The organism is Pantoea sp. BS_8 (assembly GCF_041954965.1).
Lineage (GTDB): Bacteria > Pseudomonadota > Gammaproteobacteria > Enterobacterales > Enterobacteriaceae > Pantoea > Pantoea stewartii.
This window is the reverse complement of record NZ_JAVAXU010000014.1, coordinates 42,393-59,382: the sequence shown is the minus strand read 5'-3', so window position 1 is coordinate 59,382 and position 16,990 is coordinate 42,393. Positions and strand designations below refer to the sequence as shown.

Annotated in this window: 12 protein-coding genes; 4 read left to right on the top strand and 8 right to left on the bottom strand. The window is 50.2% G+C overall.

Annotated elements, in window-relative coordinates:
* Positions 1-268 precede the first annotated feature (268 nt).
* Positions 269-937, top strand: a complete 669-nt coding sequence (locus RAC65_RS19890) for an ATP-dependent Clp protease proteolytic subunit (RefSeq protein ID WP_375097070.1) — start codon at positions 269-271, stop codon at positions 935-937.
* A gap of 92 nt (positions 938-1,029) precedes the next feature.
* Here the strand turns inward: RAC65_RS19890 and RAC65_RS19885 are convergent, their stop codons facing one another.
* On the bottom strand, positions 1,030-2,043 hold the full coding sequence (locus RAC65_RS19885; protein WP_375097069.1) for an NAD(P)-dependent alcohol dehydrogenase: 1,014 nt from the start codon (positions 2,041-2,043) through the stop codon (positions 1,030-1,032).
* Between the two features lie 334 nt (positions 2,044-2,377).
* Positions 2,378-2,971: an NAD(P)H oxidoreductase gene (locus RAC65_RS19880; RefSeq protein WP_282498114.1), complete on the bottom strand. Its 594-nt coding sequence runs from the start codon at positions 2,969-2,971 to the stop codon at positions 2,378-2,380.
* 98 nt (positions 2,972-3,069) lie between these two features.
* On the opposite strand from RAC65_RS19880, the gene RAC65_RS19875 reads away from it, so the two are divergent.
* Positions 3,070-3,975, top strand: a complete 906-nt coding sequence (locus tag RAC65_RS19875) for a LysR family transcriptional regulator (protein WP_033739403.1) — start codon at positions 3,070-3,072, stop codon at positions 3,973-3,975.
* Here RAC65_RS19875 and RAC65_RS19870 read toward each other — a convergent pair.
* The 5 genes from RAC65_RS19870 to RAC65_RS19850 form a co-directional block, all read right to left on the bottom strand.
* Entirely contained in the window at positions 3,965-5,848 is a 1,884-nt protein-coding gene (locus RAC65_RS19870; RefSeq protein ID WP_205950672.1) for a sigma 54-interacting transcriptional regulator, read from the bottom strand. The two genes, RAC65_RS19875 and RAC65_RS19870, sit on opposite strands and share 11 nt — an antisense overlap.
* A 139-nt stretch (positions 5,849-5,987) precedes the next feature.
* Positions 5,988-7,151 (bottom strand): metallo-dependent hydrolase, encoded by a 1,164-nt coding sequence (locus RAC65_RS19865; protein WP_164482500.1) that lies wholly within the window; start codon positions 7,149-7,151, stop codon positions 5,988-5,990.
* A gap of 13 nt (positions 7,152-7,164) precedes the next feature.
* The gene (locus tag RAC65_RS19860) at positions 7,165-8,559 is read right to left on the bottom strand and encodes a DASS family sodium-coupled anion symporter (RefSeq protein WP_375097068.1); all 1,395 of its coding nucleotides are present in this window, start codon (positions 8,557-8,559) and stop codon (positions 7,165-7,167) included.
* Between the two features lie 74 nt (positions 8,560-8,633).
* On the bottom strand, positions 8,634-9,332 hold the full coding sequence (locus RAC65_RS19855) for an RraA family protein (RefSeq protein ID WP_033739409.1): 699 nt from the start codon (positions 9,330-9,332) through the stop codon (positions 8,634-8,636).
* Between the two features lie 4 nt (positions 9,333-9,336).
* Entirely contained in the window at positions 9,337-10,296 is a 960-nt protein-coding gene (locus RAC65_RS19850; protein WP_058702307.1) for a hydroxyacid dehydrogenase, read from the bottom strand.
* A 996-nt stretch (positions 10,297-11,292) separates the two neighbouring features.
* Between RAC65_RS19850 and ompC the strand changes: the two genes are divergently transcribed.
* Positions 11,293-12,396: a porin OmpC gene (gene ompC, locus RAC65_RS19845; protein WP_375097067.1), complete on the top strand. Its 1,104-nt coding sequence runs from the start codon at positions 11,293-11,295 to the stop codon at positions 12,394-12,396.
* A gap of 277 nt (positions 12,397-12,673) precedes the next feature.
* On the opposite strand, the gene RAC65_RS19840 is transcribed toward ompC, so the two are convergent.
* A complete protein-coding gene (locus RAC65_RS19840; RefSeq protein WP_375097066.1) occupies positions 12,674-15,775 on the bottom strand; it encodes a multidrug efflux RND transporter permease subunit in 3,102 nt (1,033 codons plus the stop codon).
* Between the two features lie 649 nt (positions 15,776-16,424).
* Here RAC65_RS19840 and RAC65_RS19835 point away from each other — a divergent pair.
* Positions 16,425-16,955, top strand: a complete 531-nt coding sequence (locus RAC65_RS19835) for a GNAT family N-acetyltransferase (RefSeq protein WP_375097065.1) — start codon at positions 16,425-16,427, stop codon at positions 16,953-16,955.
* Positions 16,956-16,990: the final 35 nt, after the last annotated feature.

The following is a 16,990-nucleotide window of genomic DNA, read 5'->3' as shown; positions in this document are numbered from 1 at the left end:
GTGCGATAAAAGCAGCACGGTGCCCTGCGGTGCTGACAATACTGAAAGCAGTATGCCGTTTACCGGACAGCAGATGCATATGTGATGCGGCTTCGTTGCTCCCCTCTTCGAAAAAATTAGCGTCGCCGCAGGTTAATTTGAAAAAGTCATTTAAAAGCCATAATACTGAAATATATTTTTAGCGGTAACAAACGCGTGCAAAATGATAATAGATATTGCAGATATAATGTCGTACTGATAATTAAAGGGCAAAAAGGATGGGGTTAATATGAAATATATTTTCTGTGCGGCTGCCGTTTTTGTCCTGACCAGTTTTACCTCACAGGCGGCGATGAACAAAGTCGTTGACGAGAAGCGCCCACCCAACACCGTTAAAACGGTAAAAATTGCTTTCACTGGCGCGATAACGCAGAACAAAATTATGGCCCTGTCCGCCGCCATTGACGAGATTGCGCAAAACTACAAAGCCGCTACGGAGATACAGCTTTATCTCACCAGCCCCGGCGGTGATGTTGATGCCGGGAAAATGGGCTATCAGATAGTGAAGGACTCACCCATTCCGGTGACCACCGTGAATATGTCCTCCGTCGAATCCTCCGCAACCTTAATTTATTGTGGCGCAAAGAAACGGCTAACCATGGACGATTCGATTTTTTTATTACATGCGCCCACGATTCATGATGCTCGGGACAGAAATTTTTCAGAAAATATGCTGGTTGAAAAAAATGAATTTAGCAGCCGATTCCGCAATATTATTAAAAATATTTATCACACCTGTACCAACCTGACGGATGATCAAATCGACAAAATTACCTACAGCGAAGACAACCATATGCTGCTGGATAATCAACACGCATTGGCTGTCGGCATTGCGACAGACGGGCTCAGCCATTTTATGCCCGCTGACGCGGCCTATTATATTCACGACAATAATTAATCCTGCGCAGGCCGCGATGCCTGATGAAGGCCCTGGTTTCAGCCCTCATCAGGCACCGTTTCTACGGACACACCAGCCTTACTGCGCGTGACTCACCATTCCACACAGATCTTGCCGAAATGCGAACCGCTCTGCTGCCAGGCAAAGGCCTCGGCGAGGTCCTGATAACGGAACAGGCGATCAACGACGGGCTTCTGATTCATCCCTTCCAGCGCGTTCACGTAATCGATCTGATCCTGTCGGCTGGCAACGATCACCCCTTTGATGGTGACCTGCTTCGCCAGGACAGACAAAATGGACAGCCGGGCTTCATCGCCGGAAATGATGCCGATTTGGGTAATGTGGCCGCCCACTTTGATCGCTTTCAGCGACTCACCCAGCGTGGCAGGTCCGCCCACTTCCACCACCTGATCCACGCCCACGGCGCCGGTCAGTTCGAGCACCTTCTTCCCCCACTCTGGCGTCGTGCGATAGTTAATGGTTTCGTCTGCGCCCAGTTGTCGGGCGCGCGCCAGTTTCTCATCCGAAGAGGAGGTGGCAATCACTTTCGCGCCCATGGCCTTAGCGATTTGTAAGGCAGCGATAGATACACCGCCGGTGCCCTGCACCAACACGGTATCATTAGCCTGAAGATTGCCTTCGGTCACCAGTGCTCGCCAGGCGGTCAGGCCAGCTGTCGTAATGGTGGCTGACTCAGCGTGCGTCCAGCCTTTTGGCGCATGGGTAAAGGCGCTCTGCGCCCGCACAACGTATTCACTGGCCATGCCATCAATGCCGTCGCCCGGCGTGTGGGCAAAGCCGCCGACGTCCGCGGTGGGTTTGCCGGACAGCCAGACGGGGAAGAATGTCGACACGACGTGATCACCTGCGCGAAAATCGGTCACGCCCTCGCCCACGGCTTCCACCACGCCCGCGCCGTCGGACAGCAGTATGCGGCCATCTTCGGTGGGAAATTGCCCGGTCGCGACGACCAGGTCATGGAAATTCAGTGAGCTGGCCTTGATGGCAACCCGGATTTCGCCTTTTCCCGGCTGTCCCGGATCGGCTCGGTCTGACAGGTGGATGTTCTGCAGTCCGCCAGGGGCTTTCAGGGTCATTGCTTTCATTACGTTCTCCGTTGCCTGATGTGTTTTCTTAAGACATGTTGCTTAACATAGTCCACAGGGAGATTTTGTAAAATGTCGTCATCAGGAAGCGGGCCGCGGCAAAGAGAATACGCTCAGGCCTGCGCGAGGGTACGGTGACCGGGCTAAAGGCGTGACCATCATCACCATGGTTAACGTCGCAGCGCTGTCAACGCGCGCCTCCGTTTCCCGCTAAACGGCCGTAAAGGGCACGCTCGCGCCTTGCAAAACGGGCACTGCGAAGCAGAGCACCCCGCGCGTCGTTCATTGTACGGGTGAGCATGTTAAAGGGCGCCTGTTGGCGCCCTGCCTCGCGTTAAACCGTGCTGTCTACCACCGCATACATTTGCTCAAAGAGTTGTGCATAGTGGCTGACGTCATCCTGAATGGCCTCCTCAACCCCTAACGTGTTGTAGAGGAAATGGACGTCCACATCGCGGATCGCCAGATAAGCCGAAACGCCCAAAAGATGATCGGTGATGTTTTTCTCCCAGCCATATTTAATAAATGACCGATGGGAGCCGCCCGCCAGCGCCAGCCAGCGCACCGTTTTTGCCGTTAACCGGTTTTGCTCACCATAGGCCAGGCCATAATTCCATACGCGCTCAAGATAGCCTTTCAACATGGCCGGAAAGCTGTACCACCACACCGGGAAGACAAAGAAGATAATGTCCTGATTGTCCAGTTCAGCAAACAGGCGGTGGACCTCTGGCGAATAGCGCTTATCCGGGTTGTCCCACTCCGGTTCATCCTCGACACGTAACACCGGATCAAAATCGCTGCGATACAAATCCAGTTCAGTAACATGGGCGCCGCGCGCCTCTGCGCGCTGGCGCAGGCTGTGGACCATCTGCGCGGTTAACGAATTCCTGCGCGGATGCGACCAGACGATATAGACATGTTGTTTCATCGTTCACCTCATTTTTGTGCTGACGAAAGCACCTTACGCTCGCGACATTACTGTGGGAATCGTATGATTTGAGACGGGTTAATGAGGGATTTTCATCAATGAAACTGAACGTCTATGACTTCGCGACTTTTATTGCCGTTGCCCGGCACAACAGTTTTCGCGCCGCGGGAGATGAACTCGGACTGTCGCCATCGGCAGTCAGCCACGCGATTAAGCAACTGGAGCAGCGGCTGAAAATTCGCCTGTTTAACCGTACCACGCGCAGCGTGTCACTCACCGAAGCCGGCGCCCGTATGTTTGAACGTTTACGCCCCGCTTTCGATGAAATCAACATGGTGCTGGATGAAGCCAACTGCTATCGCCAGACGCCGATGGGCGTGCTGAAAATCAATGCCTCGCGCCTTGCCTCACGTCTGGTGCTGATTCCGCTGGTCACCGGGTTTAGCCAGCGCTATCCGGATATTCGTGTGGAAATCACGACAGAAGACAGGCTGGTCGATATTGTGAAAGAGGGTTTTGATGCGGGCATTCGCCTGAGCAGTACGCTGGAAAAAGACATGATTGCCCTGCCGGTAGGGCCAAAAGTCAAACTGGTGGTCGCGGCCAGTCCCGATTATTTTGCCCGTCATCCTCGTCCCACGCATCCACGCGAAATCGACGTGCACCCGTGCGTCATGTTTCGTCATCGCAGTGGCCGGATTTATCAGTGGGAATTCAACGGACCGGACGGCCAGTTTGCGCTTCTTCCCGGCGGAAACATCATCCTTGACGACATGGATTCACAGTTGGATGCCGTACTGCAGGGTGCGGGGCTCGGCTATCTCTATTACGAGCAGGTGAAAGATCATCTGGCAAACGGCAGTCTGATCTCGGTACTGGAGGACTGGTTACCGGAACGGCCCAGCCTGCAGTTTTATTACCCTAATCGCCAGTATATGTCTTCGGCATTGCGGACGTTTATTGACTATATCAAAGCGGCACCGTTGTCGACGTTCAGCCGCTGATCTCATACGCTTTTAGCTTACGCCACAAGGTGGTCGCACTGATCCCCAGCATTGCCGCCGCCTGGGTTTTATCACCCTGGCATTGTGCCATCACGTCAATAATTAGCCGGCGCTCCTGTTTTTTCAGAAGATCGGTTTCAGCGTCTATGCACGCCAAAGAGGATGATTCATACACCACATTATTGAGTACCTGCTCATCCTCAAGCAACGAGATCACGGTCGATTTATCGACCGTACCGCCCTGATGAAATACCGCCAGTCTGCACACGACCGATTGCAGTTCTCGTATATTCCCCGGCCAGTGATAACGGTTTAAATACGCCAGCGCATCCGGCGAAAAGACCCTGTCTTTTCCCTGCTGGTGAAGTAAATGCCGGATAAGAGGTTCAACGTCACCTTTACGCTCAGTCAGCGCGGGAAGCCGGAGTGTGAGGATATTGATACGGTAATAAAGATCCTGACGAAAAGCGCCCATGGTTATCTGCGCCTTCAAATCTTTATTACTTGCTGTTATGAGTCGAAAATCCGCCGCAATCAGCCCATCACCGCCCACGCGAACAAACTGTTTTTCCTGTAGCACACGCAGTAATTTGACCTGTACGTTGAGTGGGGCCTCGCTGATTTCATCAATAAATACGGTGCCCTTCATCGCCATCTCAAAGATACCGGGCTTGCCCCCTTTCCGGGCCTGGGTAAATGCCCCGTCAGCATAACCAAACAGTTCACTTTCAAGCAGGCTTTCAGGAATCGCCGCGCAGTTAATCGCAATGAACGGGCTGTGGCTTCGGGTGCTGTGCTGGTGAATGCTTTGAGCGAACAATTCTTTACCCGTACCGGTATCACCTAAAATATGGACAGGTGCATCATGGCTGGCACAACGCTTTGCTTTTTCGATCGCTGACTTAATACTGGCTGACTCACCAACAATGTCATCAAAGGTGTAACGGGTATAAAATGCACGCTGTTTTCGCTTTTTACTGACCATGTTTCGCCACGGGGCTTGCGATTGCAGACAGCCGGTCACGATTGAATAGCTCTCCTGCCGCTTACAGTAATGCTTTATCGCGACAGAAATGCGTTCACCGTCAAGTTCAAGGGTCATATCGCTGACGTCAGACTCGTCAATAATGGCATTGTATACGTCTTTGAATCCTTCTTTTTTGTATATTTTCTCCCCGACGCGGCACTGAAAAAGCGCTTTTCCTTTGCTGTTTATTGTGACAACAGTCCCCATCGGGTCGAGACACATAATGCCTTCCCGTGACTGATTTATCGCGGACTGACTTATCTCCAGCTTCAGATTTTCCTGGTTAATATATTTTAACAGGCTGAAGGCCTCGTTGATGGCCTGTTCAATAGAGATATTATCGGTATCCCCCATTACAACCTTCAGACCATATTTTTTGGCCATTTCAGCAACGGTCAGACCGCCAATCACGACCTGATAATTATTTTCCGCAAGGCTTTTGACGACATTATCGATATCGTAATGATTATAGACCTGACAGATCTTGAAATTATCATGAGTCATATGTTGATAATGCTTAAGCGCGTGGCAAAACTGGGGAAAGCCGACCGCAGCAATCTTCTGTGACTTGATTTTTGCTTCCTGAAGAATACGGTTCACGCCTTGAAAATCATGTGCAATTTCGACCACCGGGATGGCCAGGCTGCTGCGCAGTAAGGCAGCGGTACCGCCACGACTGATGATGATTCTGGTGCCGGCGCGAATCATTTCATTCGCTTTATCCAGCACATCTGAATAGCCTATTTCGTAGACGGGTAATTCTAGCTGTTTTTCAAACAGCACATTAGAGATACGCTGAGTAATGGTTTTTGAAACAGAGAAAATGACAATTTCATTGAACTTCATTAACAGTCCGATTATATCGATAACGCGCTGAACAAGTATAAAGATAACGTCTGCCCCTATATTGACAGACGTCATGTGCAGGCACGTAAAAGCTACCTGGCGTTAATATTCCAGGACTGAGCGAACGGATAAGGCGTGATTAAACATGCAGACGGCGATAGCAGATCTGCCCACGACTGATGGTTAAGCAGTTATCAATATAGCGATCGCCTTGTAACTGATTGCCCCTCGTGTCTTCGAAAATGGTTTTTGCCTGACGTATTTTAACCACGGCGATGTCGGCAAATGCCCCCGGTGTGAGCGTTCCGATCTGGCCCTGCATTTTCATTAGCCTGGCAGGGGTGCTGGTGACCGCTTTTACGATATCAAACAGTGACATACCCATATTCAGGTATTTTGACATGACATGAAGCAGACTGTAGACCTTATTCGTACGCAGGCTGTTACGCTGTGTTAAGTCCGTGCTGATAATATCGGGGTAAAATCCCTGCGCCATCGCATGACGGGCAATATTAAAATCAAAATGCGCCACGCCATTTGAACAGTCAAAGATGACGCCTTTCCGCTGGGCTGCCTGAATCGAAGGGTATACTTCGCCCTGCTCATTAAGGATGGTGTGACCCGTTCCGTGAAAGCAGTGCGCGTATATATCACCCGGGTTGAAATGCGGGATGAGTTCGTCCGCCTGGCGTTGGGAATCCGTGACGTGCACGCATAACGAGGTATTCAGCTCACGTGCCAGCGCAACGGTGGTCAGAAAAGGATCGCTGCTGTAGGATTTGCCTTTCGCAATATCCTGACTGTAGCGCAGCTTCAGGCCCAGAATATTGTCTGCATTTTTGCTGACAACCTGCTTTATTTTTTCCCGATTAAAATTGGCCGGGTTCGTGTTTTCCAGATATCCCGTCGGCCCACCACCCAGCGTAGACAGGCCTACATTTACTACATTTAAGTAACTTTTTATCCTTACCGTAGCCGTGTTGATCACACTGTTACGGAACAATCCATAATTGACCCAACCGCTACTGCCAGCGTCAACCACGCTGGTTACGCCATTGGGCAAACAAATGATGTCTGGATTCACGCTGATAGCCGTTCCGCCATGAAAAACATGAGTATGAAAGTCAATTAAACCGGGAAGGACAATACAGCCTGCGGCATCAATTTCAGTTTCAGCTTCAATGCCGTCAACCTGGGTAAGATCAACGATAACATCCCCCATAATGCCCACATCCCGCTGAATATAATTCTGGCCGTGGCCGTCTATCGTCAGGCCATTTTTGATACGAAGATCCAGTTTCATGTTTATCCTCCGATCAGATACCGATGAATTTCCAGTAAGGAATGCCGAGCAGGAAATAAACAATGACGTTAAACAGCACCATCATTGTGCCCAACAGCCAGAAGGTTTTTTGCGGCACATAGCCACTGGAGAAGGTAAAAACCCCCGCTCCGTTACCGTAATGCGTGAGGAGAGCACCGTAGCCTGCTGAAAACGCCAACGACAATGCAACGTACATTGGATTGGCCTGCGTCGTCATGCCGAGGGTAAACAACACGGGATAAAAAGAAACGACAAACGCACTGTTTGAGACAAAGAAATAACGTACGGCAAGACTGATAAAAATCAGCACACCAATTGCGCTAAATTCATTGAGATGAGAAAGATCCAGGTAGTTTTTAATCACCCCCACCAGGAAAACGTAGAACCCGCCTTTTGACAGCGCGACAGCACATCCATAGAACGCGCCGTACCAGACAAACGTTTGCCAGGCCGCTTTTTCACTGACCACATGTTCCCAGCCCAGCACTTTAAATAACAACAAGCAGGCAAGGAATGCAAAGCCAACCGGAATAAAAGGAATACCCGTTACTGAGCCGGTCATCCATCCCAAAACGCCCAGAATAAAAAACACGATCAGCAGTTTCTCTTCGCGCTTCACCGGCCCGAGTTCACGCAGTCCCTGTTCAGCGATCTCATTGACGTTATCAATTTTTTTCAGTTCAGGCGCATAAACTTTATAAAGTATCCAGGGACACAGCAGCAGAACTAATCCGGCCGGAATAATGGCCGCCTTAAACCAGGTCATCCAGTCCAGATCGACCTTCATAATTTCGTTAGCCAGTGACACGGTGATAGCGTTGGTGGCCATACCGGTTAAAAACAAGCTGGATGTTCCCATTGATACGACATACATCAGAATCGTCAGGTAGGAACCAATCCGGCGGCTACCCTCGTCAGGTTTTGAGCCCAACGCTTCAGCAATGTTGCGGAAAATGGGATAGACGATACCGCCAGAGCGCGACATATTCGAGCCGGTGGCCGGAGCCAGCACGGTGTCCGTAACCATCATCAGATAACCCAGCGTCAGAGTATTTCTGCCGTAGCGTTTCAGTAAGATGTAGGCGATACGTTTACCCAGTCCGGTAATAACGAATGCCTTACAAATAATAAAGGCGCTGATAATAAACCAGACCATGGCCGTGCCATAACCTGCAAACAGAATATGGGGATCGATAAAAACAGATGCGATGCCGAGGATAATGAGCATAATAATCGCATCCGTAAAAGGCCGAAATACCAGCCCGCATAACATCGCCAGATAAATACCGACCATATGCCAGGTCGTGGCGGAAATCTCGTCAGGGTTAGGCAAGATCCAGAATAAAACCGGGAAAAACACGATCAATAAGATTTTTAAAGAGAACATATATTTTTACCTTTGCTTATCACCACGAGAGCATGACTCCCGTGGTTTGAGCGAATGGATATTATATTGGTCGACTAACGAAATACGTCGTTAATAAATTCAACGCCCTTTTCTTCCAGTGATTTGGTGACCCATTCACGATTTGCCGTGCCGTTTTTTGCGGCTTCAACTTTGCTCGCATCGAACGCTGCATACGCTTTAGCTTTTTCGAGTAAGGGTTCTGCATCATGCAAAGGAACAACAATTACGCCATCCGCATCACCAATAATGAGATCGCCAGGGCACACGGCTACGCCACCCACCGCAACAGGTGTATTCACTTCGCCAGGACCTTCTTTAAACGGACCGGCCGGGTTTGCCCCTGTGGCAAAAAGGGGAAAATCCAACTGTGACAAAGCATCAATATCGCGGATGGGACCATCCAGCACGATGCCAGCGATCTTCTTGCAGTGATGCGCGTAAGCCACCATGATTTCGCCCATCAGGGCTCGCGAACGGTCACCTTCATTAGATACGACAATAACGTCATTCTCCGTCGCCATATCCAGTGCGGCATGCAACATCAGGTTATCGCCCGCGCGCGCTTTCACCGTAATGGCATATCCCGCCATAACCGGTTTTTGAGGGGAAGAAATCCGCCTGATACCGTTGCCCAACACCGCAATACGATTCATGGTATCGGCGATATTCGCAGCGGGAAGTTGCGCGTATTCCTTGAGTAAATCAGGCTTACCTGCAGGACGTTTTAAATAAATACGATTTCCAATAGTCATTTTATTATTCTCCAAAGCCAGGAACGGGCCAGGTTGGTTTTTTACCCGACAGCACCTCATCAATCCCTATGGCGGTATGAAGTGAGGCTCTGTCGGTGGCTTCTTTCGTTGCGGCGCCGATATGAGGGCCAATAACGACATTGCTGAGTGAAAAAATCGGATCGCTGGCGTCGAAGGGCTCTTTCTTTAAAACGTCCAGACCTGCGCCGGCAATAAGGTGGTGACTGAGGGCGTGATACAGCGCTTTTTCATCGACGAGTTTGCCGCGCGCAGTATTAATGAAGTAAGACGTCGGTTTCATCATGGCAAATTGCTTTTCTCCGACGAAATTCTGGGTCTCTGCCGTTGTCGGGCAATGCAAAGAGACAACGTCGCTTTCGCTGAAAATACGGTCAATATCATCTGTACGTTCAACGCCGTCTGGCATTTGTTCCTGCGTCTTATAGGGATCGTATGCAATCACTTTCATATTAAAACCCCGTAAGGCTTTAACAGCGACGCGCGAGCCAATATTGCCTACACCAATTAATCCCAGCGTTTTGCCATCCAGTTCCACTTTGGGCGTGCGCAATTTTGCCCAGTAGTAATCCTCAAGCATTTTCTCTTCAACCAACCTGAAATTGCGGGAACAGTGCAGCATGTAGAAAATAGCCAGTTCGGCCACGGACATGCTGTTCGCCACTGGCGCATTCAGCACCACAACACCGTGACGTTTCGCGGCCTCAAGATCGACAGTATCGTAGCCCGCGCCGTGTCGTGCGACGACTTTGAGTTTTTTCGCGGCGTTAAATACACGTTCAGACATTTTTGAAAGCCGAACGATGATGCCATCACAGTCGGGAATATCACGAATAATGTCGTCCTCTTCCATGCCAGAGCCCGTAATTAATTCATAGCCCCGACTCTCCAGATACGCTCTCCCTTCCGCCATAATTTCCTGTGGGAGTAAAATTTTATAAGCCATGCCATTATCTCCAGTGTTATACGCGACAACGTTATTGTTTGCAGACGCCGTGCCAGACCCGATAAAAAAACGGAAGAAATAATGCAATCGCCTGAGAAGAAAGGATTTAATTTATTTTTCAGTAAAAGAAGGTAAAGGGATAAAAGTGAAATCCGTCACTAAATAAAAAAATGAGAATTTCAAAAAGAAAACCCATTTCGGATAGTGAGTTCATTTTGAAATGCGAGATGTGAATACGTTAACAGCGAATTAAACATCAACACCGCATCATCTATGAACACCTGATGCATCGACGCAGACTTCTTATTACTGCAATCCGTACAGGTATGATAAAAACGCGCTTTAATTACGCGTGCCTTTCTAAGGCGACACCTAAAAAAATGAATACGCTTAGCAACCTGCTCCATTTTTGTGCTGGCAGGCTAATACAGAAAACGATCAGGCCCGATGTTTTAACCGATGCTGCAGCAGCATCAGGAGGCTTGATGGGCATTTTTAAGGAATCTTTATTACAGCGTTAGTGTCATCTGCAAAATACCTCTCTCTTGACGCTATGCACGCTGCCTTTCACTCAAATTTTAATAATATAATTCGATACAGCTTTAACTATTACTTAAGATATGCCTCTGTAATTAACATGCTAGTTACGAATTCTGATCGATACAAAAAATGACATAAACCATCACAGCGACACCCATAAAAATTCAAACAAAAAGTAAAAATAAGAAGCAGTAACAACAAACACCGCCAAGGTAAAAATATATACAAAAACATTCAAAATAAATATCACAATAAAATCAAACAGCATAATAAAGTGATAACAAATAACCACTGATTACTGGATCGGGATCATATAAACAAAAACAAACAAGATCTTACGGAAACTTATTATTGAATTTACACTGCATTCTATTTTAAAAATAACGCGCCATTTAAGCGCACCATACTTTTCAATTGCTCTGGTCGAGATAAAACATAATTAAAAGGATTTCTTTAATGAAACTTAACTTAGTTGCAGTGGCCGTTACCACCTTATTCGCCGCAGGCGTAACAAATGCTGCGGAAGTTTATAACAAAGACGGTAATAAAATTGATCTTTACGGTAAAATGCAGGGGCTGCACTATTTCACCAGTGATAACGACGGACGTGGGGATAACTCCTATGCCCGTCTCGGTGTAAAAGGTGAAACACAGATTACTAACCAACTGACTGGATTTGGTCAGTGGGAATACAATATGCAGGCGGACCGTGATGAAAGGTCTGAAAACCAGTCCTGGACACGTTTAGGCTTCGCCGGTCTCAAATTCGGTGAGTATGGTTCGGTCAACTATGGCCGCAACTACGGCGTCGTTTACGATGTCACCTCCTGGACCGACGTCCTGCCAGAGTTCGGCGGTGACAGCTACGGCTCGGATAACTTTATGCAGCAGCGTGCCAATGGCCTGGCAACCTATCGTAACACCGATTTCTTTGGCCTGGTCTCCGGCCTTAATTTTGCCTTGCAGTACCAGGGCAGAAATGGGGGCTCCAACGCTGAAGGCGGCAGTCTCACCAATAACAACCGAAATGCAGTGAAACAGAATGGCGATGGCTATGGCGCGGCTGTAACGTATGCTCTGCCAGAAGGTGTGAATTTCGGTGTCGCCTATTCGCATTCTAAGCGTACGCTGGACCAGAACGGCCTGGCATTGGGCGAAGGCGATAATGCTGAAACGTATTCAGGCGCCCTGAAATACGATGCCAATGCTATTTACCTGGCAGCCCAATATACACAGACATACAATGCTACCCGCATTGGTAATGGCAATCCAGGCTACGCCAATAAAGCCCAGAACGTTGAACTCGTTGCACAATACCAGTTTGACTTCGGTCTGCGCCCCAGCATCGCGTATCTGCAGTCAAAAGGGAAAGATCTTGAAAGCTATGGCGATCGGGATTTAGTGAAATACATCGACGTAGGCGCGGCTTATTACTTCAATAAAAACATGTCAGCCATCATCGATTACAAGATCAACCTGCTTGATGAAACCGACTTTACTCAGGCAGCCGGTATTTCAACCGACAATATCCTGGCCGTGGGTCTGACTTACCAGTTCTGATTCCGGTGTACTTGTATCAAGCCAGCGCTTTCTGCGCTGGCTTTTTTTATGGTGCGGCTTTTATCGCTCTGCGGTTTCACAAGTGGCGCTCACGGCACTGACCGGACAGCATCTTTGGTGGGGCGGCCCGTTCACAATCCAGATCCACGAACGAAACAGGCACGTCCGTTATTTACGCTCTGTCCGCCTCCCGACGACAATCCAGAAGGCGTTGGTCTTCTCCACTGTGCTTTTCACGCTAAGAGGCGGCCTTTTGCCCACGCGGCCCTGCACACTGTTAAGACCGCTTATGTGTCAGTTTCTCCACGACCTTCATGACCGAGAAATAGAACAGCGGAACAAAGAAGATAGCCAGTAACGTGCCGCTGATCATGCCACCAAACACGCCCGTTCCAATCGCCTTTTGCGTTGTCGCGCTGGCCCCTGTGGCCAGCATCAGCGGTACAACACCCAAGGTAAACGCCAGCGATGTCATCAGAACAGGCCGCAAACGCATACGTGAAGCCGCTAAGGTGGCGTCGACCAGCCCCTTACCACCTTCGTGAATCTGTTTCGCAAACTCGACGATCAAAATGGCATTTTTTGCCGCCAGCCCGATGAGAGTGATCATCCCGACTTTAAAAAAGACGTCGTTTTGCATATCCAGCATGCTGACCATCAGTACCGCTCCCAGCAGTCCCAGCGGGACGACCAGCATGACCGATATCGGAACTGACCAGCTTTCATACAGCGCCGCGAGCACCAGAAAGACCACCAGCATCGACAGCACCATGAGCGCGGGCGCTTCTGATGCAGATTGCTGCTCCTGTAACGATCCGCCGCTCCACTCAAGGGCAAACCCTTCAGGCAACTGCCTTACCAGACGTTCCATCTCGTTAAGCGCATCGCCACTTGAATAGCCTGGTGCAGGGTTACCGGTGATTTTTATTGACGGGTAGCCCTGATAACGCACCAGTTGCAAGGGGGCAGTTTCCCACTGAGCCTGCACAAACTCACCGATCTGCACCATGCCGCCTGTCGCGTTGCGCACATATAACGCCAGGACGTCGTCCGGTTGCATGCGATATCTCGCATCCGCCTGAATGATGACCTGCTGCATACGATCGCGGTTCGGGAAGTCATTGACGTACAGCGAACCGATCGCTCCCGAGAGCGTCTGGCTGATCTCCTCAAAAGAGACGCCCAACGCGAAGGCTTTCTGGCGATCAATATTCAGTCGGATCATCTGTCCGTCAGGCAGGCCATCGACATAAACGTTGCGGACCACCGGGCTTTTTGCCGCCAGCGCGAGCAACTGCGCTTCAGCCTTCTTCAGTTCAGCAAGGCCTTTACCACCGCGATCCTGCAGACGCAGGGTAAAGCCCGAGGAGTTTCCCAGCTCATCAATGGCGGGCGGGATCAAACTGAAGGTTTCCGCTTCAGGATTCATCGCCATCTGTTCCTGCGCATGCGCCGCTTCAGAAAAGGCGGTCGCGCCGTTTCGTTCGTCCCAGCCTTTTAAAGTCGTAAACGCCATCGCCGAGTTGGGCCCGGATCCGGCAAAGCTGAAACCGAGAATGGCGATGGTCGATTGCGTCGCGGGGCGTGAAAGCACCGCCTGTTCAAAAGCCTTAACCACGTTTAACGTGCGCGCTGCCGTGGCTTCCGAGGGTAGCTGAATGGACGTCATAAAGTAGCCCTGATCCTCTTCAGGCAAAAAGGACGAAGGCAGGTTTTTCATCGCCAGAAAAAGCAGCAGACACAGCGCCGCGTAAACCCCCAGCGCGCTGCCGACGCGTTTCAGTAAGCGACTGACGCCGCGACCATACAGCGCCGTAATGGCGGCAAACTGGCGGTTAAACCCGCCAAAAAATCCTGTTTTCTGCTGCGCGTGTTGGTTGACAGGCCTGAGCAATGTCGCACAAAGGGCGGGGGTCAGGCTCAGCGCCAGAAATGCCGAGATCAAGACAGAGACAGCCATTGTCAGCGTAAACTGGCGATAAATCGCGCCGACCGACCCGTTTGCCATCGCCATCGGGATAAACACGGCACTCAGCACTAACGTAATGCCGATGACCGCGCCGGTAATCTCTTTCATCGCTTTCCGGGTCGCTTCTTTCGGGCCCAGTACCTCTTCCGCCATGATACGTTCGACGTTTTCCACCACGACGATGGCATCATCAACAATGATCCCTATGGCCAGTACCATACCGAACATCGTAAGTACGTTGACCGAGAAGCCAGACAGCAGCATAACGGTAAATGTGCCCAGCAGGGCAATCGGAGCCACAATAGCCGGGATAAAGGTATAACGAATGTTTTGCAAAAACAGGTACATGACGAGAAAGACCAGCACCATGGCTTCAATAAAGGTATGAACCACTTTCTCAATGGAGATTTTTACAAACGGCGTGGTATCAAACGGAATGCTGTAGGTCATGCCTTCGGGCATGGCGTTACTCAGTTCATTCAGGCGCTGTCTGATCCTGTCTGCGGTTTTAACGGCGTTTGCTCCCGGCGTCAGCTGAATGGCCGCCGCCGTTGACACGTGACCGTTTTCACGCGTAGCAAAACCATAGGATTGGGAACCCAGTTCGACGCGGGCCACATCCGACAGAATGACGCGCGAACCATCGGGATTGGCACGTAAGGTAATATGACCAAACGCCTCAGGTGAGCCGAGCTGCCCGGTGACCAGCAGCGGATAGCTGACCTGCTGACCGGGGATAGCGGGTGAATCACCGGTCCGGCCTGGCGCAATCTGTGCGTTTTCGATGCTGACCGCCCGGTTAATATCGCTGACGGACAGACGATACTGACTCAGCCTGACGGGATCGATCCAAATCCGCATCGCTTTCTCGGCACCAAACAGCTGAACGCGGCCCACGCCTTCCACCCGGCGCAGTTCTTCGGAGAGGTTACGGGAAAAGTAATCGCTCAGATCGGCGTCAGTCAGCTTACCGTCTTTCGATGTCAGCCCGACAATCATCAAAAAATTTGCGCCTGAGGCTTCAACGCTCAGGCCATTCTGTCTCACAACCTGCGGCAGGCGAGGCTCCACCACTTTTATACGGTTTTGCACGTCAACCTGCGCCAGCTCGGGATCGGTTCCCGGCGCGAAGGTCACGGTAATGGAAGCCATGCCGCTGGTATCGCTGGATGATTCGTAATACAGCACGTGCTTCGCCGAAGAAAGCTCACGCTCAATCAGGGCAATTACGCTGTTGTTCATCGTTTCCGGCGTTGAGCCCGGATAAGAGGCATTAATGGTAATGGTAGGCGGCGCGACAGACGGATACAGGGCCACCGGTAATTTTGGAATCGCGAGCAGGCCAGACACGATAATAAAGATGGCAATTACCCAGGCAAAAACGGGGCGGTTAATAAAAAACTGAGGCATGTTCTACCCTGAGAAAATAAGTAAGGTGTGTTCCTGCTGCATCTGATCAGGTGTTATTCAGCGCATGACGCCCTTTTGTGCGCATCTGTGGGATGCATTTCACCCGACGCGCTCCACCGTCAGTTTTCAGTCAGCCGATGGACAACAGACTTATATAACAGCCGGGTAACCCGACCACCGCGCCAGGCTGTGGCGTTTGTCGCGACGGCCTGCCAAAAATGCCGGTTCCACGCGTGAACGGTGAGCGTTTTTTTTGGATAATAAAGCGCAATAACCGTCGGCTTTGCGTGGGGAACACGATAAATTTTTTGAGACAGGCCTGATGCGGGACTTATTCCTGTCGCGAGTAATGACCAAAATAAACAGCAATAACTTAACCTGATTAAAATACCTGGCCTCATCACGAACGGTCTCATAATAATGCGCATAGTTACAGCTTAACGCGCGAACAATGAGCCATGATGTCATTTTTATGGAGGGAATATGGAGAAGAAAATCATTAAATAAAAACGGGGGGAATGGCTTATATACGATGGACAACATAAAACCATCAACAGTAATATAGCGCCAGTTTTCACACAGTGCAGCCTTTTAAAAATGCTTCATCTTTCCTTATTATCGCTTCTATTTCCTCACGTAAAGGTGCGTTATGCAAATAGCAGAGTCAGAACGATTAATCCTGCGGCGTTTTATGCCGGACGACGCCGAAGCGCTGTTTGCTTATTTGTCTGATCCCCAGCCCGCATGCTTTTACGATGAAAAACTGGAAGACATGGCCGCCGCCAGAGAGGAAGCCACAAAAAGGCGCGATGATGACACGCAATATGTCATCTGTTTAAAAGAAACGGGTGCCGTGATCGGCCATCTGTTTGCTTCTGGTGAGGCCGAGCCCGATGACAATACGTTAAGCGTTGGCTGGTATGTCAATCCATACTATCAGGGACAGGGTTTTGCACTGGAAGCCACGACCTGTCTGTTTACTTATCTCTTTAACGTCAGGGACGTCCGCCGCCTCTATGCGTATGTTGCAAGCGATAATGCAGGCTCACAAGCGCTATGCCGCCGTCTGGGGATGCGCCTGGAAGGCTGCTTCAAAGAGTACGTCTGTTTTACGCAGGAAGACGGTGTGCCTGTGTATGAGGACACGTTGGTTTTTGCCCTGCTGCAAAAAGAGTGGTGAGTGAACTGTTGCGAGCCTCCTGCGGTCTCATCATG